Origin of the sequence: Corynebacterium sp. A21, assembly GCF_052266655.1 — a bacterium.
In the GTDB taxonomy this organism is placed as follows: Bacteria; Actinomycetota; Actinomycetes; order Mycobacteriales; family Mycobacteriaceae; genus Corynebacterium.
Window position 1 is genome coordinate 106,894 of the sequence record NZ_JBQPQY010000002.1, and the last position, 24,159, is coordinate 131,052.

General features: G+C 63.1%; 20 protein-coding genes. 9 read left to right on the forward strand and 11 right to left on the reverse strand.

The window, feature by feature from the left end:
* Positions 1-13 precede the first annotated feature (13 nt).
* The 10 genes from ACTU46_RS04655 to rho all read right to left on the reverse strand — a co-directional run bounded on the left by ACTU46_RS04655 (position 14) and on the right by rho (position 10,185).
* Positions 14-832, reverse strand: coding sequence for a F0F1 ATP synthase subunit delta (locus ACTU46_RS04655; RefSeq protein WP_443379741.1), 819 nt, complete (start codon positions 830-832; stop codon positions 14-16).
* A gap of 5 nt (positions 833-837) precedes the next feature.
* Complete coding sequence (locus ACTU46_RS04660) at positions 838-1,407, reverse strand: F0F1 ATP synthase subunit B (protein WP_443379744.1); 570 nt, start codon at positions 1,405-1,407, stop codon at positions 838-840.
* A gap of 30 nt (positions 1,408-1,437) precedes the next feature.
* Positions 1,438-1,689: an ATP synthase F0 subunit C gene (locus tag ACTU46_RS04665; protein WP_443379747.1), complete on the reverse strand. Its 252-nt coding sequence runs from the start codon at positions 1,687-1,689 to the stop codon at positions 1,438-1,440.
* Between the two features lie 92 nt (positions 1,690-1,781).
* Entirely contained in the window at positions 1,782-2,579 is a 798-nt protein-coding gene (atpB, locus tag ACTU46_RS04670; RefSeq protein ID WP_443379750.1) for a F0F1 ATP synthase subunit A, read from the reverse strand.
* Positions 2,580-3,280: 701 nt separating this feature from the next.
* Positions 3,281-3,646: a hypothetical protein gene (locus ACTU46_RS04675; RefSeq protein WP_443380399.1), complete on the reverse strand. Its 366-nt coding sequence runs from the start codon at positions 3,644-3,646 to the stop codon at positions 3,281-3,283.
* A 385-nt stretch (positions 3,647-4,031) separates the two neighbouring features.
* On the reverse strand, positions 4,032-5,189 hold the full coding sequence (locus ACTU46_RS04680; protein ID WP_443379753.1) for a glycosyltransferase family 4 protein: 1,158 nt from the start codon (positions 5,187-5,189) through the stop codon (positions 4,032-4,034).
* The gene (locus tag ACTU46_RS04685) at positions 5,190-5,849 is read right to left on the reverse strand and encodes an L-threonylcarbamoyladenylate synthase (protein WP_443379756.1); all 660 of its coding nucleotides are present in this window, start codon (positions 5,847-5,849) and stop codon (positions 5,190-5,192) included. It abuts the gene before it with no gap.
* A 37-nt stretch (positions 5,850-5,886) separates the two neighbouring features.
* On the reverse strand, positions 5,887-6,714 hold the full coding sequence (gene prmC, locus ACTU46_RS04690; protein ID WP_443379759.1) for a peptide chain release factor N(5)-glutamine methyltransferase: 828 nt from the start codon (positions 6,712-6,714) through the stop codon (positions 5,887-5,889).
* Between the two features lie 7 nt (positions 6,715-6,721).
* Positions 6,722-7,795, reverse strand: a complete 1,074-nt coding sequence (gene prfA / locus ACTU46_RS04695) for a peptide chain release factor 1 (RefSeq protein WP_443379761.1) — start codon at positions 7,793-7,795, stop codon at positions 6,722-6,724.
* Positions 7,796-7,797: 2 nt separating this feature from the next.
* The gene (gene rho / locus ACTU46_RS04700) at positions 7,798-10,185 is read right to left on the reverse strand and encodes a transcription termination factor Rho (RefSeq protein ID WP_443379763.1); all 2,388 of its coding nucleotides are present in this window, start codon (positions 10,183-10,185) and stop codon (positions 7,798-7,800) included.
* A 473-nt stretch (positions 10,186-10,658) separates the two neighbouring features.
* On the opposite strand from rho, the gene ACTU46_RS04705 reads away from it, so the two are divergent.
* The 5 genes from ACTU46_RS04705 (at position 10,659) to mobA (ending at position 15,947) form a co-directional block, all read left to right on the forward strand.
* Positions 10,659-12,374 (forward strand): long-chain fatty-acid--CoA ligase, encoded by a 1,716-nt coding sequence (locus tag ACTU46_RS04705; protein WP_443379766.1) that lies wholly within the window; start codon positions 10,659-10,661, stop codon positions 12,372-12,374.
* 75 nt (positions 12,375-12,449) lie between these two features.
* Positions 12,450-13,550 carry a GTP 3',8-cyclase MoaA gene (gene moaA / locus ACTU46_RS04710; protein WP_443379768.1) on the forward strand — a complete coding sequence of 367 codons (1,101 nt, stop codon included), beginning with the start codon at positions 12,450-12,452 and terminating at the stop codon, positions 13,548-13,550.
* A gap of 5 nt (positions 13,551-13,555) precedes the next feature.
* The gene (locus tag ACTU46_RS04715) at positions 13,556-14,845 is read left to right on the forward strand and encodes a molybdopterin molybdotransferase MoeA (protein ID WP_443379770.1); all 1,290 of its coding nucleotides are present in this window, start codon (positions 13,556-13,558) and stop codon (positions 14,843-14,845) included.
* Between the two features lie 11 nt (positions 14,846-14,856).
* Positions 14,857-15,345, forward strand: a complete 489-nt coding sequence (gene moaC, locus ACTU46_RS04720) for a cyclic pyranopterin monophosphate synthase MoaC (RefSeq protein WP_443379773.1) — start codon at positions 14,857-14,859, stop codon at positions 15,343-15,345.
* Positions 15,342-15,947: a molybdenum cofactor guanylyltransferase gene (gene mobA, locus ACTU46_RS04725; protein WP_443379776.1), complete on the forward strand. Its 606-nt coding sequence runs from the start codon at positions 15,342-15,344 to the stop codon at positions 15,945-15,947. The genes moaC and mobA overlap by 4 nt, the downstream gene beginning before the upstream one ends.
* Here the strand turns inward: mobA and ACTU46_RS04730 are convergent.
* Positions 15,944-16,429 (reverse strand): molybdopterin-binding protein, encoded by a 486-nt coding sequence (locus ACTU46_RS04730; protein WP_443379779.1) that lies wholly within the window; start codon positions 16,427-16,429, stop codon positions 15,944-15,946. The genes mobA and ACTU46_RS04730 overlap by 4 nt on opposite strands.
* Before the next feature lie 283 nt (positions 16,430-16,712).
* Here ACTU46_RS04730 and ACTU46_RS04735 point away from each other — a divergent pair, with 283 nt between their 5' ends.
* From ACTU46_RS04735 to narJ, 4 genes are read left to right on the forward strand one after another with little or no spacing between them, the layout of a single operon-like run.
* Positions 16,713-18,047 carry a nitrate/nitrite transporter gene (locus ACTU46_RS04735; protein WP_443379781.1) on the forward strand — a complete coding sequence of 445 codons (1,335 nt, stop codon included), beginning with the start codon at positions 16,713-16,715 and terminating at the stop codon, positions 18,045-18,047.
* 57 nt (positions 18,048-18,104) lie between these two features.
* Complete coding sequence (locus ACTU46_RS04740; protein ID WP_443379784.1) at positions 18,105-21,848, forward strand: nitrate reductase subunit alpha; 3,744 nt, start codon at positions 18,105-18,107, stop codon at positions 21,846-21,848.
* Entirely contained in the window at positions 21,848-23,470 is a 1,623-nt protein-coding gene (gene narH, locus ACTU46_RS04745) for a nitrate reductase subunit beta (protein WP_443379787.1), read from the forward strand. The genes ACTU46_RS04740 and narH overlap by 1 nt, the downstream gene beginning before the upstream one ends.
* Complete coding sequence (gene narJ, locus ACTU46_RS04750) at positions 23,470-24,159, forward strand: nitrate reductase molybdenum cofactor assembly chaperone (protein WP_443379789.1); 690 nt, start codon at positions 23,470-23,472, stop codon at positions 24,157-24,159. The genes narH and narJ overlap by 1 nt, the downstream gene beginning before the upstream one ends.

Sequence of the window (24,159 nt, forward strand, 5' to 3'; positions counted from 1 at the left end):
CGAATGTCGTGTCTTAGACGAGGTTCGTCCGGAGACGCTGCAGCTTACCTGCAGTGCTTCCGTCGATCAGCTCGTCACCGACGCGGATGGTCATACCACCGAGGAGGCTGGGGTCAACCTCAGAGTGGATGCTCATCGCACGACCGTAAATTCGTCCCAACTTCTCAGCAAGCGTCGCCTGCTGGCCCTCATTGAGATCGCTAGCCGCAACGACGTGTGCCACCGTGCGGCCCTGCAGACCAGCTGCAAATGCCGCGATGTTGGCGAGGTCGTCGATGGGATTGTGCTCCGGGCGGCCGATGACCTGAAGCGCGAGCGCCTCGGAGATCATGGTGGCCTTGCCGTAGAGCACATTGGCCAGCAGTCCCCGTCGATCAGCTGCAGTGACAGCCTGATCAGACAGCAGCTGGGTCAAACGCGGTTCCTTATCAAGGATGCGACCCAACCGGAACAGCTCGTCCTCGACCTGTCCCAGCTGTCCCTGCTGCTCTGCAGAGCGCAGGAGCGAACGACGGCCGAGCTCAACCAGTCCGGTGCGGAACTCACGGGGAGTCGACCAGGCCTGGGTGACGGCGTCCTTCAGGACCTCGAGGGTAGCGTCCGAAACCTTGCCGCCGAAAATTTCCGACACGAGGCCGGTCTTACTCTCGGCAGCTGCCGAGGCATCGGCGACGGCGACACGCAGGCCGCGGTCTCCGTCGAGAATCTCGACGACGTCGAACAGTTCGGTACCGACCTGTGCGGCGACTGCGACGGCGTTGTCTGCCCCGGACAGTGCAGAGTCCAGATGGGATTCAACCTGCGCTAGTGCGGCGCGGCTCGCTGCGTGCATGTTGCTCACTTTCCTGCCGGTGCCACGGTGTCAAGGTCGGACAGGAAGGAATCAATCGTGCCAGAACGCTTGGTGGCGTCAGAAAGCTCGCCTCCGAGAAGGCGCTCAGCAAGGTTGATCGAGTTCTGACCCATCTCCTGGCGAAGCTCAACAACGACCTGCTCACGCTGGGCCAGAAGCTGCTTCTCACCGGACTCGATGATGCGGTTGCTCTCCTCAGTTGCCTGTGCCTTCATATCAGCCTGGATCAGCTTGCCCTTTTCACGGGCCTGCTCACGGATCTCGGCTGCTTCGGCACGGGCCTCGGCGAGCTGCGCGTTGTACTTTTCAAGGGCAGACTTGGCTTCGGCCTGTGCGGCCTCGGCACGCTGAATGCCTCCCTTGATCCGGTCCTCACGCTCAGTCAGGACCTCCTGGAACTTCGGAAGAACGAACTTCCAGAAGACGAACAGGATTACGATGAGCGGGATGAGGGACCAGACGATGTCGTAGGTCTTGGGGATCAGGATCGAGTTGCCTTCCTCAAGGGGAAGGCCCTCGGCACCTGCCGCAAGCACAGAAATGACGTTCGTCATGAGTCTCCAGTCTTCGTTATCTGCTCTGAATTAAACGCTAGCGAACAGGAAGCCGGCGACAAGGCCGATCAGGGCGAGGGCCTCAACGAAGGCGATACCCAGGAACATGGTGGTACGGAGCTGACCGGCCATCTCGGGCTGGCGAGCCATGCCTTCGACGGTCTTGCCGACCAGGATGCCGATGCCGATGCCCGGCCCGATGGTGCCGATGCCGTAACCGATGGCGCCGAGGTGTGCAACTGCTGCCGGCTCTGCTGCCTGTGCCAGGATGATCTCGTTCATGTGAAAGTCGTTCCCTTTCTTGGTGCCCGGTTTTATTTACGGGCGATGTGGTTTTCGGGGTAATTCAGTTGACCGCGTGATTCGCGAGTCGGTCAGTGCGCGTCGGCGTTCAGCGACAATTCGATGTACACCGCGACCAGCAGGGCAAAGATATATGCCTGCAGGACGATGATGATGCATTCGTAAACCGTGAACAGGATTGCGACGATCTGGGTCACACCACCCATGATGGTCCAGGCGTTCATCTGCCAGAAGAAGAAGTTCGTGGCGGAGAACAGCAGAACCAGAATAAGGTGGCCGGCCAGGAAGTTCGCCATGAGACGAAGCGCGAGAGTGACCGGACGCATGATGAAGGTCGAGAAGAACTCGATCGGCACCACGAGAATGTGAAGTGCAGGCGGAATGTTCGGGATGACAACCGAGGACTTGATGAACTTGCCGAAGCCATAACGCTTGGAGCCGGCGTAGATCATCGTGATGTAACCAAGGAGTGCCAACGCGATCGGCATGCCGATACGCGCGTTAGGTGAAACATTCATACCCGGAATAATGGCGGGGAGGTTCATGAAAAGGACGGTGAAAAAGATGGTGGCGATGATCGGTAGGAACCGACGGCCTTCCTTCTTACCCAGGATGTCCTCTGCGATGTGAACCCGCACAAAATCCAGCGCGATCTCAACGACGTTCTGCAGTCCATGCGGAACCAGCTTCGGATTCCGCATTGCGACAGCAAAAATGATCACCAGCAGAGCCGCCATCAAGAGGCGGATCAGCATGAAGCGATCAAGTGCGAACCATCCATTGGCGAAATCATCGAAGATGACGTGGCCGTAGTATTCCCCCGGGAAAAATTCTTGATCCAGGTTGGGTGCATGAAACTCACCCTTCATGGACAGTGTTGTAACGCTCAGCGTTCTCTCCCGTGTTCGGGCCGTTGAAGCGGATACTTAAACGGTGCGATGGACGTCTGTAGAACTTTCTGTGCCCACCACCGACTCCGTCGCACATCAGCGCGGTGGTCACAGGGGATGTCCCCCAGTAATCCACTCCGCGCGCACAAAACCCGCAGAGAGTTGCCGAGGTAACCCGCGATAAAGACTATCAGCCAACCTCAGGTTTTTCGCATGTGGGTTGCCCGTGTCGGGCTTTCCACTCCCCCCTTTGCCCCGAAACACCCTCTATTCGGCCGTTTCCGCACTCTGTAAGGTCCGTCACACCCTCATTTCACCGCCCCGCTCGGGGGTGTTTCACCCCCTGTGACCTAATGAAATGAGATATGGGGGAAACATCCTCCCCACCCCGCAGTAACCACTCAGTTTCAACGTATTTCGAGTTCATGCGCGGCCCCAGAGGGCCCCTTTGCGGGCCTGGTCTCCCCCCGCGGTCCGCAGGTCCAATGAACTAGCGCTATCCCGGCAGGGCCCTATCCAGGCGCCCGTTGAGGACCCATGCCCGTCGGTCGCCGTCCCCCACCGTTACGCTCCCCCCGCCCGCGATGCACTGTGGATGCTCCCGGCGGGCAAAACAAAACCGGGCGGGGCCCGGAATTTCCTTCCCGGCCCCGCCCCATCACCGTGACAGCTGCGGTGGATCAGCTCAGGTAGGTCACGCGAGCGGTGATCACGCCCCAGGTCTCCGCGACCAGGACAATGACCAACGAGGCGATGATCGTCACCACCAACGCCATCGTGTTGTAGAAGGTCATGCCGCTGAGCACCCAGAGAACCGCCATCAAGATGATCATCTTCATCAGCCAGCCAGCCATGATCACCACAGCGGTGGTGATGATGTCAGTCTTGGAGGTGGCCAGCACACTGACCACCGTCAGCAGCACGAATCCGCCACCGATGATGGCGCCAATCACCACGCCCCAGATACCGGCGATATCGGCAAAGGCACCCCAGCCGATCAGGGAGACGATGGTGACCACCAACAGCGCGATCGAGCCCATTCGCATGGCCCGCAGCAGGGGGCGGCGGGGATCATCGAACTCCGAGAGCTCGGCGGTCTCACCTTCGGAGACCTCGGAAGCCTTGGAGACCTCGGCCACTTCAGGGGTTCCGGGGGTCGCTGCCGCTGTGGGTTCAGCGGATTCAGCCGAGACCGCTGCCACTTCTGGAACCTCCGCTGACACTGCGCTCGGCACTGGGGCTTCACGCGGCTCGGCGGGGGCAGGCAAAACGGACTCCCTGAAAGCTGAGGGCGGGGTGACATCACCTGCCGGTGCTGGCTGAATGACGAAACCATCGGCGTCGAGTTCTACGGGAATGCTGTCCTTGGGGGTGCTCACAGGGTGGAATCCTACCTTTTCCGGACACCGCCAACCAATCATCGGGCAGCGTTCAGGCCCGGTTCGGACGGTGCCTGCCCCTACCCCTGCGTATGACCGGCACGAAGGTGAACAGCAGGGCGACCAGAATCGCCACCAGACAGCCGGTCAACGCCCAGCTGGCGGGGAAGATCGAGAAGGACACCGCGCCGAGTGCCACCACGGAGACCCAGAGGTAGAGCACCAGGACGACCTTGCGGTGGGAGTGTCCCATGCCGAGCAGGCGGTGATGCAGGTGCATCTTGTCTGCGGCGAAGGGTGACTGTCCCTTGGAGAGCCGGCGGAAGACCGCCATGATCAGGTCGAGCATCGGCACGAAGATCGCGGCCAGCACCACGATGATCGGCGACATCAGGGCCACCATGTCGGCGGTGCCATAGAGGCTCATGGTGATCTTGCCGGAGGCCGAGGTGGAGGCCGCGGCGAGCAACAGGCCGATCAGCATGGAACCGGAGTCCCCCATGAAGATGCGGGAGGGTTCGAAGTTGTGGGGCAGAAATCCCAGGCAGATTCCCACCAGGCCCGCGGAGATGATCGCGGGCGGATAGGCGGAGACCGCTCCGCCCTGGTCATAGAGCACGGTCAGGGAGAAGACCAGGATGGCCAGGCCGGCGATCATGCCGAGGCCCGCCGCCAGGCCGTCGAGGCCGTCGACGAAGTTGACGGCGTTGATCAGGGCCACCGTGAACAGTGCCGTCACGATGGTGGACTGGACCTGGTCGAGGACCACGGTGGTGCCATCGCCGACCGGCAGGTAGAGCAGCGTCCAGGACAGACCCAACAGGCTCATCACCACCGAGCCCAGGATCTGGCCGATCAGCTTGGTGATCGCATCCAGTTCATAGAGGTCATCGATCACCCCCACCATGACGATGATGAATCCGGACCAGATCACCGCCAACATCTCGGGGGTCACCGGCATGAAGCCGCGGGTCAGTGCTGGCAGCTGGCTGGCCAGGAAGACCGCGGCCAAGAAGCCGGAGTACATCGCCAATCCGCCCATCCGCGGGGTCGGCTGGGTGTGCACGTCGCGCTGGCGGATCTCAGCGATCCGGCCGGAGCGCACCATCAGGGAACGCACCACTCCGGTGAGCAGATAGGTGATTACCGCCGCTACCAGGAGTACGAGGCCGAGTTCGCGCAGTGGTACCCCGGCTACTCCGAGACCCATCTAACGGGCGCCCCGCAGGGTCTCGGCGTCTATGCCGAGCACCTCAGCGATGCGCTCGGCGGCGATGGCACCCTCCCGCAGAATATGCGGCACCGGCCCGGAGAGATCGACGATGGAGGAGGGCTCACCGATGGCCGTCACACCGCCGTCGAGGTAGACGGCGACCGCGGCGCCGAGCTGCTGTTTGGCGTGGACGGCGGTGGTCGGCGGTTGCTGGCCGGAGATATTGGCGCTGGAGACGGCCATCGGGCCGGTCTGCCGCAGCAATTCGATGGCCACCGGGTGCAGCGGCATGCGCAGCATCACGGTGCCGCGGGTATCGCCGAGGTTCCAGGGCAGGCTGGGGGCCTGGGGGACGACGATGGACAGGCCACCCGGCCAGAAGGCCTCCACCAGTGCCTTGGCCTGGGGGCTGTACTCCCGGACCAGGCCCTGGATGGTGTCCCAGCTGCCCACGAGCACCGGCACCGGCATGTCCGGTCCGCGGCGCTTGGTGGCCAGGAGGCTGGCCACGGCGTCATTGTCGAAGGCATCGCAACCGAGCCCGTAGAGGGTGTCGGTCGGCAGTACCACCAGGCGTCCGCCCTTGACGGCCTCAACCGCCGCAGCGACACCGGCCGCACGGCGCTCGTCATCTCCGCACTGATAGATCTTGCTCACTTGCCTGCTCCCGTCGACTTCCGCTGTTGAATCATTGTCACACCTTACTCGCCGTGACGAAGCGTGCCCTGCCAGTCAGGTCGGACAACGGTGCCACCTCGGCGAAGCCGCCGTGGGAGCGCAGGACCTGCTGCACCAGCTCGGAGGTGGCATCATCGTGTTCGATACCGGTCACTCCCCCGCGCCGGAGCAACCGGTGGATCTGGTCGACCATCTCATTGATCACCGACATGCCGTCCGCACCCGCGAAGACCGCCTCATGGGGATCCTGGTAGACCTCCGGATCCAGGTCTGGGGTTTCCGGGACATAGGGCGGGTTCGAGACCACGAGATCGCAGCTGTCATTCCACTCCGCCAACAGTTCCGGCGAGGTGGCGTCCCCTAGGATCAGCTGCACCTGCGCCGGCAGATTGAGCCGGGCGAAGGCCGCCGCCTCGGGGGACTTCTCGACGGCCGCGATCTCGGCGTCGGTACGTTCATGCGCCAGGTAGGCGGCCAGTGCCCCGGAACCGGTACACAGATCCACCACCCGAGGTGCCGAAATCCCGTTCAGAGACTTGACCGACCAGTCCGCCAGCACTTCAGTCTCCGGCCGCGGAATGAACACCCCGGGTCCGACCTTGAGGTCCAGCGGCCCGAAGGGTGCCACCCCCAGGATGTACTGGAGCGGCTCCCGGGTGGCGCGGCGGGCCACCATCTCATCGAAGCCCGCCGGCACCGGGCCATCGCCGCGCAGGAAAAGCTGCAGCTTATCGACGTCCAGGAGATGCCCGGCGATCAGCCGGGCATCATTGCCGGGTGAGGGCACCGCGGCGTCGATAAGCACTGCGGTGGCCTCGACCAACGCCTCAGAGAGGGTTCGCACCGTAGCTCTACTCCGCCTCGAGTCGTTCGGCGCGCTCCGCCGCCTTGAGAGCGGCGAAGAGATCATCGAGCTCGCCGTTGAGCACGGAATCGAGGTTATTGGCCTTGAAACCGATGCGGTGATCACTGATGCGGTTCTCGGGCCAGTTATAGGTCCGGATCCGCTCGGAGCGGTCCATGGTGCGGACCTGGGTGCCGCGCTGCTCAGCAGCCTCGGCATCCGCCTTCTCCTTGTTCAGCTGCTCCAGGCGGGCGGCCAGCACCTGCATGGCACGGGCCTTGTTCTGGATCTGTGAACGTTCCTTCTGACAGGTGACCACGATGCCGGTGGGCAGGTGGGTCAGTCGAACAGCGGAGTCAGTGGTGTTCACACCCTGACCACCCTTACCGGAGGAGCGGTAGACATCGACGCGGAGTTCCTTCTCATCGATCTCCACCGCTTCGACCTCATCCGGCTCCGGGTACACCAGCACGCCAGCGGCCGAGGTCTGGATACGGCCCTGGGACTCGGTGACGGGCACGCGCTGCACACGGTGGACCCCGCCCTCGAATTTGAAGGCAGCCCAGGCGCCATCACGACCGGGCTTCTTCGCCCGGATAGACAAGGTCGCATCCTTGACACCACCGAGATCGGACTCAGAGAGCCCCAGCATCTCAGTGGCAAAACCGTGCTTCTCGGCATAACGCTGGTACATGCGCAACAGCTCACCAGCGAAGAGCGCCGCCTCTTCGCCACCGGCACCGGCCTTGACCTCCATGATGATGTCATCGCCATCCTGCGGATCACGCGGCGCCAGCAAGTCCGCCAGCTTCTCCTCGAGTTCCAGGTGAGCGGCGACAAGTCGCTCCACCTCAGCCTGGAAATCGTGATCCTCGTGCGCCATTTCCCGGGCATCCGCCAGGTCCTCGGTGACCTGGGTCAGCTCAGTATGGACATTGATGATCGGCTGCAGCTCGGAGTAGCGCTTACCCACGCGGCGCGCGGCAGCGAGATCATTGTGCAACTCCGGGTCGGCCAGCTGAGCCTCCAGGCCCTGGTACTCGGCCAGAATGTCATCTACTGCTGATACCTGTGAACTCATAATCAGGAATAGTCCTCATCTTCCTTGTCCGCGGCCATCGGGGCGCTCGAGGCGACCTGCAGCAGAAACTCGCCATTGGACTTCGTCTTCTTGAGCTGCTTGATCAGCAGATCGATGGCCTGCTGGTTATCCAATGCAGAAAGGATACGCCGCAGCTTGTGCATGATGCGAGCCTCGTCCGGCTGCAGCAACAGCTCATCCTTACGAGTACCGGAGGGGTTGACATCCACGGCCGGGAAAACCCGACGCTCGGAGATCTTACGGTCCAGCTTCAGCTCCGCGTTACCGGTGCCCTTGAACTCCTCGAAGATCACGGTGTCACCGGCGGAACCGGTCTCCACCATCGCGGTGGCGATGATCGTCAAAGAACCACCGTTCTCAATGTTGCGGGCGGCACCCAGGAAACGCTTCGGTGGGTAGAGCGCGTTCGAGTCCACACCACCGGAGAGGATGCGGCCGGAAGCCGGCGAGGAGTTGTTATAGGCACGGCCCAGACGGGTGATCGAGTCCAGCAGGACCACCACGTCCTTACCCTGTTCCACCAGGCGCTTCGCCCGCTCGATGGCCAACTCGGCCACGGCGGTGTGCTCTCCCGGCGGGCGGTCGAAGGTGGAGGCGATGACCTCACCCTTGACCGAGCGCTGCATATCAGTGACTTCCTCGGGACGCTCGTCCACCAGGACGACCATCAGGTAGCACTCGGGGTTGTTGGTGGCGATCGCGTTGGCGATGTTCTGCAGGATGGTGGTCTTACCGGCCTTCGGCGGGGAGACGATCAGCGCACGCTGTCCCTTACCGATGGGCATGATCAGGTCGATCACACGGGTGGTGAGGACCTTCTGCTCGGTCTCCAGACGCAGCCGCTGGTTCGGGTACAGCGGGGTCAGCTTGCCGAAGTCAGACCGGTGACGGGTCTCCTCGATGGTCAGACCGTTGACACTGTCCACCCGGACCAGGCTGTTGTACTTCTGCCGGTTACCGCCACGGCCGCCCTGGTGGCTATTGCTGCTCTGGGCGGCACCGTTCATCTTGACCTGGCCGATCACGGCGTCACCGCGGCGCAGACCGAACTTGCGGATCAGCTGGTTCGGGACGAAGACATCCGCTGGGGAGGCGTGATAGCCGGTGGTGCGGACAAACGCGGTGTTCTGGTCCAAAACGTCCAGGATGCCGGCGACATCCTGCAGGTTGTCCTGCTGGTGATCGTCCTGCTGCTGGCCACGATCATGGCGCTCGCTGCGGTTGTCGCTGCGGTCATTGCGGTTATCGCTGCGAGTGTCGCGGTTGTCGCCACGGTTGTCGCGGTCATTGCGGGTGCGGCGGCCACGGCGGTTCCGGCGGCCGCGGCGATCCGAGTCCTGCTCGTCCCGGTCGTTATGATCGTTGCGGTTGCCGCGCTGGTCGCGGTTGTTCTCGCTGCGGTCGTTGCGGTCACTGCGCTGATCGCGGTCGTTGTCCTGCTCATCCCGCTCGCTATGGTCGCTGCGCTGATCGCGGTCACGGTCGCTGCGGTTGTTGTCGCTGCGGTTGTTGTCGCTGCGGTGGCCGCGCTCATTGCGGGTGGTGCGGCTGCCTCGGTGCGGCTGCTCGCCGCCCTGCTCCCCCTGGGAGTTCTGACGGTGATCCTGAGCGGACGGAGCGTTAACCTGGCGATCCTGGGAGTTATCCTGGTTGCCCTGGTGGCCACTCGGCTCGCGCTCAGCCCCCGACTGCTGCTCGTGGCTGGGCTCCGCTTCTCTGCGATTGTCCTCGCGGTGATCGGAATGCTCATTCACATCGTGGCCGGAACCGGAGTGATCGGCATCCTGGTCGTCCTGATGGGAATCCTCGTGGCCGCGCCCCCGCTGACTCTGTCGAGCCCGATTGCGACGTGCCCGGCGTGCTGCGGAGCGGGACTCATAACGGCCATCATCATCGCCGGAATCCTGATTCTGGGGGTCTTCATTCCCGGAATCATCCTGGCTCGACTCCTGCAGGGTCGGTTCCGCACGGGAAACCTCAACCTGGGCGGGTGCCTCGTTGCCCTCAGCAGGCGGAGTCTCCGGCCTCGTCGTGGTGCGCTTGACGGCCCGACGGCGGGTGGTGCCGGTTTTCGGACCCTCGCTCTCGGGTGCCGCAGCAGCCGAGACCTGTGGAGTTTCCCCCTTCGGCGCAGCTTCAGTGTGCGGCACCGCAGTAGCCGCCGGAGCCACCTCAGCGGCAGCCTCCTTTTTGGCGGCAGCGGACACTTGTCCGGTCTGGATTACAGTAATCAGGTCCCCCTTGCGCAGTCCGGACACTCCCTTGAGGCCCTTGTCTGCTGCGATCTTCCGCAGTTCAGGCAGTCGTAGGGAGGCTAGGTTCTGCTGTTCGCCGCTGGCAGTTGCCGCGGCGCTATCGGTTTGGGTCACAGATGTCCTTTCATCGCTTCAGCAGCCGTGGGCGAGGCTCACCTGACATGGGAGCCACCGATTTTACGGCTGGAGCTTTTCTTCTGTGTAATTGCCGGGGCACACGACGTCGTGGATACGGACCTGACCGCCTGATTAAAGCAGGCGATTTCAACCCGCGTCGACTAGGACGCGGAGCCCCTAAAGAAAGATATGATTCGGAATGCGCTTGACTTCCGGCTTCTGCAGACCGAGGAATTGACGGCACCCGGGGATCGCACCCCAAAATATTGGGGGTGGGTCGGCCACACGTGCTGGTTGTTCGCCCGAGGCGGAACAGGTGCCTTATTCGATCTGCCCGATACTTTAGCGCATGTCGGTCATTGCCGAGGAATTTGGGGCCACCGGTTCGTCACTGATATCCGGGCCGGCCCTTCCAGCGTGTGTTCCGGCGGCCCAACCTCGGCCGTTGTGCTGCGGCTAGAGTGGTCCGCATGCGTTCCACGATGCAGAATCTGCCGCTGTTGATCTCCCGGGTCCTCGAATACGGCTCCACCGTCCACGGTGCCACGAAAGTGACCACCTATTTCGACGGAGATCCGCAGGTCACCGACTTCGCCACCATCGGCTCCCGGGCGGCGGCGCTCGCTCATGCGCTCCACGATGATCTGGGCATCGTTGGTGATCAGCGGGTGGCCACGTTGATGTTCAACTGTGCGGAGCATCTTGAGGTGATGTTCGCGGTGTCGAGTATGGGCGCGGTGTTCAATCCCCTGAACAAACAGTTGATGAACGACCAGATCAGACACATCATCAACCATGCTGAGGATGAGGTCATCATCGCCGACCCCAGTCTCGCCGAGCAACTGGGGCGGGTACTGCAGGACTGCCCCACCGTGCGGGCGGTGGTCTTCATCGGGCTGGGAGATTTCCGGGCCTTCGCTGAACACCTCCCGGCGCACATCTCCGTGTATTCCTATGAAGCGCTTCTCGACGGCCGCTCCACCCACTACGACTGGCCGGTGCTCGACGAGAACACCGCCGCCGCGATCTGCTACTCCACCGGCACCACCGGCGCCCCGAAGGGCGTGGTTTACTCACACCGTTCGCTCTATCTGCAGTCGATGTCATTGCGCTCCAATGATTCCCTCTCGGTGACCCACGGAACTTCCTTCCTCTGCTGTGTACCGATTTATCATGTCCTCAGCTGGGGGGTGCCCTTCGCCGCATTCATGGCCGGTGCCCCGCTGGTGTTCCCCGGAACGAATGTCTCCGCCCCGAATCTGGCCAAGCTGATCGCCACCACCCACCCGCGCATGGCACATGGCGTTCCCACCGTTTGGACCCAGCTGATGCTGCACTACCTGCACAATCCTCCGGAGCGGATGTCCCTGACGGAGATCTTCGTCGGTGGCTCCCCCGCACCGCCTACCCTGATCCGACTGTGGGAGGAACGCTATGGCGTGGATGTCATCCATGTCTGGGGGATGACGGAAACGTCTACGGTGGGCACCGTGTCCCGCCCACCAACCGGTGTCTCCGGCGAAGACCGGTGGGCCTACCGGATCAGCCAGGGCCGTTTCCCGGTCTCGGTGGAGTTCCGCGTGGTCAATGACGGGCAGGTGGTCTCCCGCACCGACCGTAACCAAGGTGAGATCCAGGTGCGCGGAAACTGGGTCACCGACTCCTACTACCAGTCTCCGACTGAGTTGGAGGAAGGTGCCGCCCATATCTTCCGGGGTAAGGAGGTCGAGACCGCAGAGAGCCAGTTCACCGCGGATGGGTGGCTGCGCACCGGCGATGTCGGTTCGGTGACCTCCGATGGTTTCCTCACCGTGCAGGACCGCGCCCGCGATGTGATCCGTTCCGGTGGCGAGTGGATCTACTCGGTGATGCTGGAGAACCTGATCGTGGATGCCCCCCAGGTCGTCGAATGTGCGATCATCGGTTACCCCGATAAGAAATGGGGTGAACGTCCTCTGGCGGTGGTGGTGCTCCACAATGAGATTGAGGCTGGCCGACACACCGCGGAAGCACTGCGTGATCTGATGCGTAGTCAACTGCCGAGCTGGATGCTCCCGGAGTACTGGGCTTTCGTCCAGCACATCGACAAGACCTCGGTGGACAAGTTCGACAAGAAGGATCTGCGTAAACACCTGGCTAACGGGGACTTGGACATCATCAAGCTCAAGGGCCCCGGCGAGAAATAGCTGCCCCGCCTCGCCATCGCGAACGATAACGCAGTACCTTGATATAATTCCGCAACCTCCTAGGATTGGGAGTCAATGACCACCCACCTGACCCTCCTGCCCACCGCCCCGCACCACTCTGCGGACATCCCCACACCTGCGGACCTACCCGCCGCCGGGCCAGGCGATACCCGAGTACTGGCGGATCGATATGGAAGAGTGGCCCGGGATCTCCGGGTCAGCCTCACCGACCGCTGCAACCTCCGCTGCACCTACTGCATGCCTGCCGAGGGATTGGAATGGTTGCCCACCGAGCAAACCCTGAGCACCCCAGAGGTCACCCGGCTGATCCGCATCGCCGTCGAGCTGCTTGGAATCCGGCAGATCCGCTTCACCGGCGGAGAGCCGCTGCTGCGCAAGGAACTGGCGGAGATCATCGCCTTCACCACCGCGCTGCGCACCGATGAGGGAGAGCCGGTGCAGACCGCACTGACCACCAACGGCCTGGGCCTGGACAAGCACGTCGAGAAGCTCCAGGCGGCCGGCCTTAACCGGGTGAACATTTCCCTGGACACCATCGACGCCGAACGCTATAAGGCGCTGACCAGGCGCGACCGACTCAAGCATGTGCTGGCAGGTATCAATGCCGCGGTCGCCTCCGGACTCAGCCCGGTCAAGATCAATGCCGTGGTGATGCCCGGGGTCAATGAGGCCGATATTGTGCCGCTCGCCCGCTACTGCCTGGAACGTGGTGCCCAACTGCGCTTCATCGAGCAGATGCCGCTCGGCCCCCGGGAGCAGTGGCGGCGCAGTGAAATGGTCACCGCCGCCGACATCCTCGCGCGGCTGCAGGCGGAATTCACCCTGAGCCCCGCCGTTGAACCCCGGGGTGCCGCACCGGCCGCCCTCTGGGACGTCGCGGAGTTCCCCGGCGGCCGCCTCGGTGTCATCGCCTCGGTCACCCATTCCTTCTGCGGGGACTGCGACCGCTCCCGGTTGACCACCGACGGCGCGATCCGCAACTGTCTGTTCGCCCGCACCGAAACCCCCCTGCGGGAGATGATGCGGGCCGGGGCCACGGACACCGAGCTCGCCACCGCCTGGGCAAGCGCCATGTGGGGAAAACTCCCCGGCCATGGCATTGATGACCCAGGGTTCCTGCAGCCCGACCGCCCGATGTCCGCGATCGGAGGCTGAAACCGATGACCACAACCCCCCGCAGCATGACCGAACACCTGACTGCCCTCCAGGCACTGGTTCCACAGCTCCAGCCCCAGCAGTTCACCCCCGTCAGAGCCGCCGGACTGGTACTCGCCGAGGATGCCCGCGCCGAACTACCGGTACCGCCCTTCAGTAATTCCGCGGTGGATGGATTCCTGGTCCGTGCCGGGGACCTCAGCGGCACCGGCCCCTGGGAGTTGCCCGTGGCCGGCGATGTCCCCGCCGGTGCTGAAGCCCTGGCACTACCAGCCGAGAGCGTCCTGCGCATCATGACGGGAGCTCCGGTGGGTGAGCCGCCAGCGGTAGATCTGCGGGTGGTTCCGGTGGAAAGCAGCGATATTCCGCGCGGCCCGGCCCCCCTCCCCTCACGGGTGCTCATCGCCGCCGGTGATCACAACCGTTCCCATATCCGACGTCGCGGCGAGGATACCGCCGCCGGCGAGGTGGTTGCCACCGCCGGTTCCCTAATCGATCCAGGCACCTTGGCTGCACTGATCTCCACCGGTATCGGCGAGATTTCCGCCTATCCCCGGCCCCGGGTGACGGTGATCAGCAGCGGTGATGAGTTAGTGGCCGCAGGCGAGATTCCCGGCCCCGGCCAACTGCCGGACTCGAACCTACCGATGGTGGCGGCACTCCTTCGGGCAGCCGGAATCACCGAGATCTCGACCCGGCATGTCGCGGATTCCGCCGCCCAATTCCGTTTCCAGCTCGATCAGGCCAGCCAGGATTCAGACCTGGTGATCACCACCGGTGGGGTCTCCGCCGGGGCCTTTGATGTGGTGCGTGAGGTGGCCGAGGATCCCTCGGCCGAGGACTCTGAGATGTGGTTCGGCCCGGTGGACATGCAGCCCGGAAAACCCCAGGGGCTGGGCCTCTGGCGGGGCACCCCGCTGGTCTGCCTGCCCGGCAATCCGGTGGCGGTCTTCGTCTCCTTCCATCTTTTCCTGACTCCCCTCTTGCAGCTGCTGGCCGGCCATTCCCCACAGTCCGATCCCCTTGACCGACCCATGATCCAGGCCCGCGCCGGGGCGACCTTCCCGATGCCAGGTTCTCGCCCCCTGGTGGTGCCGGTCCGGCTGGACTGGTCCCGGTCCGAAGCCGTGGCCACGCCCTTCACCCCAGGCGGAAAGGGCAGCCACCGGGTGGCTTCGCTCGCGGGGGTCAATGGTCTGGTGGTGCTGGCACCGCAGCCACCCGAAGCCGCGGTCACCCCTGAATTCCCTGTCCCCCAGGCTGGTGAGCCGATCCAGGTCCTGCTTCTCCGCTAATCTGGGCGGGTATGACGGCACCAAAATTTACCCACCTCAATGAGGCTGGCACGGCCTACATGGTCGATGTCACCGAGAAGAGCCCGACGGTGCGCAGTGCCACCGCCCGAGGCGAAGTCGCCTGCTCCCCGGATATCCTCCGCGCCCTGCGTGAAGGCACTGTCCCCAAGGGTGATGTGCTGGCGGTGGCCCGGATCGCCGGGATCTCCGCGGCGAAGAAAGTACCGGAGCTGCTGCCCCTGGCACACACGATCGGGGTCCACGGCTGTTCGGTGGAACTGGAGATCAAGGAGGACCACGTAGCCGTTGAGGCGACTGTGCGCACCGCTGATCGCACCGGCGTGGAGATGGAGGCGCTGACCGCAGTCTCCGTCGCCGCCCTGAATATCATTGACATGGTCAAGGGAGTGGACCGTTCCGCCTATATTCGCACCTGCGGAATCACCGCTAAATCTGGCGGGCGTTCCGGGGACTGGACCCGGGAGCTACCGAAATCATGAGTACCGTACCTGGACTGGATGTCATCATCGTGGCCGGTGGCCGCGGCAAGCGGATGGGCGGCATCGATAAAGCTGCCGTCAGTGTCAACGGCGAACGCCTGATTGACCTGCTGTTGGACGAGGTTTCTGTCCTCGATGCCCTGCAACAGGTCGTGGTGGTCTCTTCCCGTGACATCAGCGTCCGCCCAGGGGTGAAGGTCACTGCCGAGGACCCGCCCTTCGCCGGACCGGTGGCGGCGATCTTCGCCGGGGTGGATGAATTGCGCCCCGAAGCCGCCGAGCGGACCGCGATCTTGGCGGTCGATGCCCCGGAATCCGCCAACCTGATCCCGGATCTCACCGAGGCCCTGGATGATTCAACGGCTGCTGTCGCCCTGATCCGGGAGGATAAGGAGCATCTGCAACCGCTGTGCGCGGTGTGGAATACCGAGGCCTTGTGGCAGGCACTCAATGAGCTTGGCGAGACCTCAGATCGCCCAGCCATGGCGCTTATCGACGCCGCGGGCACCTCGGTCGAGGTGCCCGGAACCGGCGAGGAGCGCGACTACGACACCCTCGAGGATCTCGCCGCCTTCGGCGACTACGAGCTGCCGGAGAGCTAAACCCGCTCGAGCAGTCTGGGCAGCAGCGGCCCGATCACCCCGATCGTGTCCTCCACCCCGCCGCGGGAACTCGGGGCGTTGCAGATCACCGCAGCACCGGGCCCCCGGCCCGTCAGTCCGACCAGTCCGCGGGACAGGCCCGCCTGCGGGGTGGACTGCAGCCCCGCCAACAGAATCTGCATGGCCACCCCAGGTAGCTCCACCGCCAAGAGCGGTGCGGTGGCCTCCGGGGTGAGATTACGCGGTCCGATGCCGGTACCACCCACAGTGAGAATCACCTGCGCCCCGGCATCCACTGCGGCGCGCAACTCCTCCGCGACTTCGCGAAGCCCCTCCCGGACCACCACAACGCGCGCTACCTCCACCCCGAAACGGGCCAACGCAGCCACGGCCGCAGGACCGGACGTGTCCTCCCGCCCGCTCTCGGCGCAACGGTCCGAGACCACAATGACGGCCCCTCGGATGTGTTGAAGATTCTCCATCTCAACATCACTCCTCTCGCAATTTTCCATATGAATTCCTCATAATTCAAGCACATGTCGCGGGACACAGCGCAACACCCACTATGACCTGCAGCAACAATTTCGACAACATTAGTGTGCCCTATTTAAATACGGAAAAGATCGTCTTAAAAGTCGACAGCGCAGGTCAGGGCGATTAGTCTGGACCAGAACGCTCATCGGCAGTCAGATTCAAGGGAGAATAGAAGAAACTGCTGGCGCAGATGAGTTCCCATGGAAAACTCTCTCAGATGAGGTGGAACCTGTGACATCCCTTAATACCGAGGACCGGGTACTTATCGGGTGGGATCCCGAAAACGAGGACACCTGGGACGCCAAAATTTCCTGGCGGACACTGTGGATCTCCACAACCATTCTTTTCATCGGGTTCGCCACCTGGTATCTGGTTTCAGCCATCGCCCCCATGCTCAATCAGATCGGGTTCAATCTCAGCACCAGTCAGCTCTACTGGTTGACCTCGATCCCGGGCCTTGCCTGCGGCCTCTTCCGTCTGCTCTTCATGTTTCTCCCGCCCATCCTGGGCACCCGGAAACTGGTTTCGCTCTCCTCACTGCTCTTCGTCATCCCGATGCTTGGCTGGTTTTTCGCTGTCCAGGACACCTCCACCCCCTACTGGTGGCTGATGACCCTGGCCTTCATCTCCGGCATCGGTGGCGGTGTCTTCTCCGGTTTCATGCCCTCCACCGGCTACTTCTTCCCCCGGCGAATGGCCGGTACCACCTTGGGACTGCAGGCTGGCCTCGGCAACTTCGGGATGTCCTTCATCCAACTGGTCGCCCCCTGGCTGATGGGTTTCACCCTGCTGGGCATTGGTTTCCTCGCCCCACAGCGAGCACCGGGTGGGCATGAAATCTTCGTACACAACCCCGCCATCGTGCTCGCTCCTTGGGCCATCGTCATGGCGGTTATCGCCTGGATCTACCTCAAGGATGTGCCGGTCCAGGCCAACTTTCGCCAACAGATCGACATCTTCGGCAATCTCAACACCTGGGTCCTGACCATCATCTACCTGATGACCTTCGGTGCCTTCTCGGGCTTCGCCGCTCAGCTGGCCCTGATCATCAACAATGTCTTCGGCGCCAACTCATCCTTCGCCGAAACCTACGCGCTGGAGGATCTGCCCCGCGGCGCCGCCTACGCCTTCCTCGGCCCCATGATCGGCGCCGCGGTCCGCGCCCTGTGGGGTCCGCTCTGCGACCGCTTCGGCGGGGCGATCTGGACCTTCATCGGCGGCGTGGGCATGACGATTTTCACGGCGGTGGCGGCCCTCTTCCTCAACCCCTCATCCCCGGATGAATTCTGGTGGTTCATGGGATCAATGCTGGTGATGTTCTTCTTCACCGGCCTGGGTAACGCCGGCACCTTCAAGCAGATGCCGATGATCCTGCCCAAGCGTCAGTCCGGCGGAGTGATCGGCTGGACCGGTGCCATCGCCGCCTTCGGCCCTTTCATCGTGGGCATCCTGCTCTCCCTGATGGCCCCGACCATCTTCTTCTGGGGTTGTGTGGTCTTCTTCGCCTTCGCCACCGTCCTGGTGTGGATCTTCTACGCCCGCCCCGGCGCCCCTTACCCGGGGTAGCTCATCTCAGCCCCGACAAGCTATGTCCCCCCTCATCTCTTCGACGTTAGGATCCCCATGACCACGACTCACCCGCAGTCCGGCACCCAGAAGGACTCGGTGAACCCGCTCTTCAGGTTCGGTACTTACCTGCGCCGCGGCAGCACCGGAAGCCAGGGCCAGCAGATCTTCCTCCAGGGCGGCCGTCAGGCGGATGTCTTCTACCGCAACCGCTGGTCCTTCGACAAGATGGTCCGGTCCACGCACGGCGTGAACTGCACCGGCTCCTGCTCCTGGAAGGTCTACGTCAAAGACGGCGTGATCACCTGGGAGTCCCAGGCCGTGGACTACCCCTCCACCGGTCCCGAGATGCCGGACTATGAGCCCCGCGGCTGCCCCCGCGGTGCCTCCTTCTCCTGGTACACCTACTCACCCACCCGGATCCGCTATCCCTACGCCCGCGGCGCCCTGGTCGACGCCTACCGCGAAGCCAAGCAGCAGCTCGGGGATCCGGTGCTGGCCTGGCGGGAGATCGTCGAGACCCCGAAGAAGCGCGCGGACTATGTCAGTCAGCGTGGCAAAGGTGGTCTGATCCGCATTCCCTATGAGGAAGCCATCGAGATCGCCGCCGCCGCGCATGTGTACACCATCCGCGAGTTCGGCCCCGACCGGATTGCCGGATTCACCGTCATCCCGGCGATGTCCCAGATCTCCTATGGCGCGGGAACCCGATTCCTGCAGCTGATCGGCGGAGTGGCCCTGTCCTTCTATGACTGGTACGCCGACCTGCCTCCTGCCAGCCCGCAGACCTTCGGTGATCAGACCGATGTCCCGGAGTCCGGGGACTGGTATAACTCCAGCTACCTGATGATGTGGGGCTCAAATATCCCGGTCACCCGCACCCCGGACTCCCACTTCATGGTCGAGGCCCGCTACAAGGGCACCAAGGTGGTCGTGGTCTCCCCGGACTTCGCCGACTCCACAAAGTTCGCTGATGAATGGCTCCGTATCAATCCCGGCACCGATGGTGCCCTGGCCTTCGCCATGGGGCATGTCATCCTCAAGGAATTCCACGTGGGTGAGTCCACCCCCTTCTTCCTGGACTACATGCGTAAATACACCGACTCCCCCTTCCTCGTCGCACTCGAGGACCGCGGCGATGGTACCTGGACCCCGGGGAAGTTCCTCACCGCCACCACCGTCGGTGACGGTGAACTGGCTGAGAGCCCCCATGCCACCCACCGGCTGCTGGTGATGCAGGCCGATGGCTCGGTCGTCGATCCCGGCGGCACCTTGGCCGACCGTTACGGCCCCGAAGGTGAGGGCAGGTGGAACCTCCGGCTCGATGAGGTCGACCCGGTCATGTCGGTCGCTGAGACCGGCGCGCAGGCCACCGCTGAGGTGCTCTTCCCCCGCTTTGATCTCCCGGGTGTAGCTGGCGTGGCCGGCCCCATCGGTGCCGGGGTGGTCCATCGTGGAGTACCGGTCCGCGAGGTCAACGGCCAGAAGGTGACCACCGTCTTCGATCTCATGCTCGCCCATTACGGTGTCAACCGTGAAGAGCTGGATCTTCCCGGCCAGTGGCCGAGTGACTTCCATGACGCCACCGTGCCGGGCACCCCAGCTTGGCAGGAGGAACTGACCGGGGTACCGGCCAATGCCGCGATCCGCATTGGCCGGGAGTTCGCCCAGAATGCGGTGGATTCCAAGGGCCGCTCCCAGATCATCATGGGTGCCGGTGTCAACCACTACTTCCACGCCGACTCGATCTACCGCACCTTCCTGGCACTAACCTCGATGTGTGGCACCCAGGGTGTCAACGGCGGTGGTTGGGCCCATTATGTCGGCCAGGAGAAGTTGCGCCCGATGAATGGGTGGTCGCAGTACGCCTTCGCCCTGGACTGGCAGCGCCCGGCGCGCCAGATGATCACCACCGGCTTCTTCTATCTGCTCACCGATCAGTGGCGCTATGACAACACCCGGGCGGACCGGTTGGCCTCACCGCTGGCCAGCCGGGGTTCAGTCGGCGATAAGATGACCTCGGACACCCTGATCGAATCGATGAAGCGTGGCTGGATGCCCTCCTTCCCGCAGTTCAACCGCAATCCCCTCCTGCTGAGCGCCGAGGCCGCGGAGCAGGGAGTCTCGGTCTCGGACTACATCGTGGATGAGTTGAGTGAGGGCAGGATGCAGTTCGCCTGTGAGGATCCGGATGCCCCGGAAAACCATACAAAGATCCTGTTGAACTGGCGCACCAACCTGCTGGGTTCCTCCGCCAAGGGCACCGAATTCTTCCTGCGTCACATGCTCGGGGTGGATTCCGATGACACCGCCACCGAGCTCAGTCCCGGGGAACGGCCGGAATCCATCGTCTGGCGGGATCAGGCCCCCGAGGGCAAGCTCGATCTGATGCTGACCACGGACTTCCGTAACACCTCGACCACCCTGGTCTCTGATCTGGTGCTGCCGGCGGCCACCTGGTACGAGAAGCACGATCTCTCGACCACGGACATGCACCCCTTCATCCACTCCTTCAATGCGGCGATCAACCCGCCGTGGGAGGCCCGCAGTGACTTCGAGGTCTTCCGGGATCTCTCGTTGACCTTCTCCCGGCTGGCCGAGCGTTGGCTGGGAACCCAACAGGATGTGATCGCTGCCCCGCTGGGTCATGACTCCCCTGATGAATTGAACATGCCGAGCGGCATCGTCCAGGATATCGCGGCGGAGGGCCTGATCCCCGGCAAGACCATGGCCAAGTTGATTCCGGTGGAGCGTGACTACACCAAGGTCTATGAGAAGTGGATGCATCTGGGTCCGCTGACCGCAGCGAAGGGCACCAGCACCCATGGCACAGCTTTCGACGTGTCCAAACAGGTCGAGGAACTGAAGTTGATCAACGGCACCTCGGAAACCATCTCTGCAGGTGAGCGCCCGGATCTGAGCACCGCCCCGAAGGTGGCGGAGATGATCCTGCATCTTTCGGGCGTGTCCAATGGTGAGGTCTCCAAGGAGGGCTTCACCAACCAAGGCAGGCGCGTGGGCGCAGATATGTCGGATCTTTACGAGGACACCGTGGGCACCCGCATCAACTGGGACATGGTCAAGGAACGTCCCGCCGAGGTGATCACCTCCCCGGAGTGGAGTGGCTCGAAGAAGAACGGGCGACGCTACACCGCCTTCTCCATCAACATTGAGTATGACAAGCCCTGGCACACGCTCTCGGGGCGGATGCACTACTACCTCGACCATGACTGGTTCATTGACTACGGCGAGGCCTTGCCGATCTTCCGCCCACCGCTGGACCGGCTGCACCTCAATGGTGAAAACGGCCCCGGCGAGCTGGTCACCGGTGAACGGGGTGAGCAGGAGGTTACGGTGCGCTACCTGACCCCACACAATAAGTGGTCCATCCACTCGCAGTACTACGACAACCTGCATGTGTTGTCCATCTCCCGGGGTGGCCAGGTGATCTGGATGTCCAACAAGGATGCCGAGAAGCTCGGTATCGCCGATAACGACTGGGTGGAGGCACACAACCGCAACGGCATCGTCTCCGCCCGGGCGATTGTCAGCCACCGTATCCCGGCGGGCACGGTTTTCATGAACCACGCCCAGGAAAGAACCACCGGAACCCCGGTCAACGAGCACACCGGCCGCCGCGGCGGCACCCACAACTCGCTGACCCGGATCATGATCAAACCGCTCCATGTCGCCGGCGGCTACGGGCACCTGACCTACGGCTTCAACTACATCGGTCCCACCGGAAACAACCGCGATGAGGTCACCCGGATCCGTCGCCGCGCCCAGGAGGTTGAGTACTAATGAAGGTTATGGCCCAGATCGCCATGGTCATGAATCTGGATAAGTGCATCGGGTGTCACACCTGCTCGGTGACCTGTAAACAGGCATGGACCAACCGCGAAGGCACCGAGTACATCTGGTTCAACAATGTAGAGACCCGCCCCGGTGTGGGTTATCCGCGAGGCTGGGAGGATCAGGAGAAATGGAAGGGCGGCTGGGTCCGCACCGCGAACGGCAAGATCAAGCCAAAGGCCGGTGGCCGGTTGAAGAAGCTGGCCACCATCTTCCATAATCCCAATCTCCCGGGTATCGAGGACTACTACGAGCCCTGGTCCTATGAATATGAGAAGTTGCTCTCCGCCCCGAAGGGACAGAAGACCCAGCCCACCGCCCGCCCGATTTCCCAGATAGACGGCCGGCCGATCGACAAAATCGAGTGGTCCTCCAACTGGGATGACAACCTCGGTGGCTCCACCACGACCCTCGATGATGATCCGGTGCTCAAACAGATGAACCTGACGGTGTCCAAGGAGATCGAGGATGCCTACATGTTCTATCTCCCGCGCATCTGCGAGCACTGTCTCAACCCCACCTGCGTCTCATCCTGTCCCTCGGGCGCGATGTACAAGCGTGCTGAGGATGGCATCGTGCTCGTCGATCAGGATCATTGCCGAGGCTGGCGGATGTGTGTCTCCGGTTGCCCCTACAAGAAGGTCTATTTCAACCATAAGTCGGGCAAAGCCGAGAAATGTACCCTGTGCTACCCGCGGCTGGAAATTGGCCAGCCCACCGTCTGCTCTGAGACCTGTGTCGGCCGGTTGCGCTACCTCGGTGTGCTTCTCTATGACGCTGATAAGGTCGCGGAGGCCGCCGCGACCGAGGACCCGCAGGATCTGCTCGAGGCCCAGAAATCGCTGTTGCTCGACCCGAATGATCCGCGGGTGGTGGAAGCCGCCATCGCGGAGAACATCCCGCACTCCTGGATTGAGGCCGCCCAACAGTCCCCGGTCTGGGACCTGATCTTCAAATATGAGGTCGCGCTGCCGCTGCACCCGGAGTACCGCACGCTGCCGATGGTCTGGTACATCCCGCCACTGTCCCCGATCGTCGATACCGTCACCGCCTCCGGCAATGACGGCGAGGACCATAAGGTGCTCTTCACTGCACTGTCCACCATGCGAATCCCGCTGAAATACCTGGCCGGACTATTCACCGCCGGCGATACCGTCCCGGTGGAGAAGTCGCTACGACGGCTGGTGGCCATGCGCTCCTATATGCGGGACATCAACCTGGGAGATGAGCCCCGGGAGCAGATCGCCGGGGCCGTCGGCATGAGCGGCACCCAGATTCAGCAGATGTACCGTTTGCTGGCCATCGCCAAATACGATGACCGCTACGTCATCCCCACCGCCTCCCCGGAGACCCCGCGCGGCATCGCCAGTCTTGACCCCTTCGGTGACGTTGATCCGGCAGCCTCAATGGTGCAGCTCAATGATCTGGGAATGGGCGCGCCCTCGGCCTGCTCTGATGAGGGTTGTGGCTCCACGGCAGGAGATCCGACTAAGGCTGGCGTGGTAAGCCTGTTGTCCTGGGGCCCGGATGAACGGCCCAGCTCGATGTTCCCCGAGCGAGGTGACCGGTGATGAAACGGACCTTCACCGGGCGCCTGCCGGAGAATTTCTCCCCACCGGTGCCGATGAACGAGGCGCAGCGACGCACGTTGTTCATGATCGGCTCATTGCTGCTGGACTACCCCGAGGAACGGCATCGCGAGATTCTCGCGGTCGTCGATAAGCAGATCGACGGGCTGCCGCCGAGGGTGGCCGCCGAGCTTAATAAGTTCCTTGAGAGCACCCGCGCCCTGGGGCTGCGCGGTCTGCAGATCCACTTCGTGGAGACCTTCGACCAGCGGCGCCGCTGCTCACTGAACCTGAGTTATTACGCGGTGGGCGATACCCGGCAGCGCGGGGCGGCGATCCTGGCCTTCCGGCAGCAGCTGCAGGCCCTGGGCTTCGAGTTCGTCCGGGAGGAACTGGCCGACCATCTCGGTGTGGTGCTGGAGGCCGCCGCCACCGGCGATGAAGGTGCCCACCACGGTGCCACCGAGATTCTCTCCGCCCACCGTGACGGTATCGAGGTCCTTCGTTCAGCACTGCAGCAGGTGGATTCCCCCTACTCCCACCTCGTGGTGGCGCTGACCATGGGGCTTCCCAAGATCGAGCAGGCCACTGCCGATAGCTATATGGAGCTGATCCGCTCCGGCCCGCCCGCCGAGCTGGTGGGAATCGGCACCCCGCTCCCCTTCCCGACCCACCTCCCGGACCACACTTAA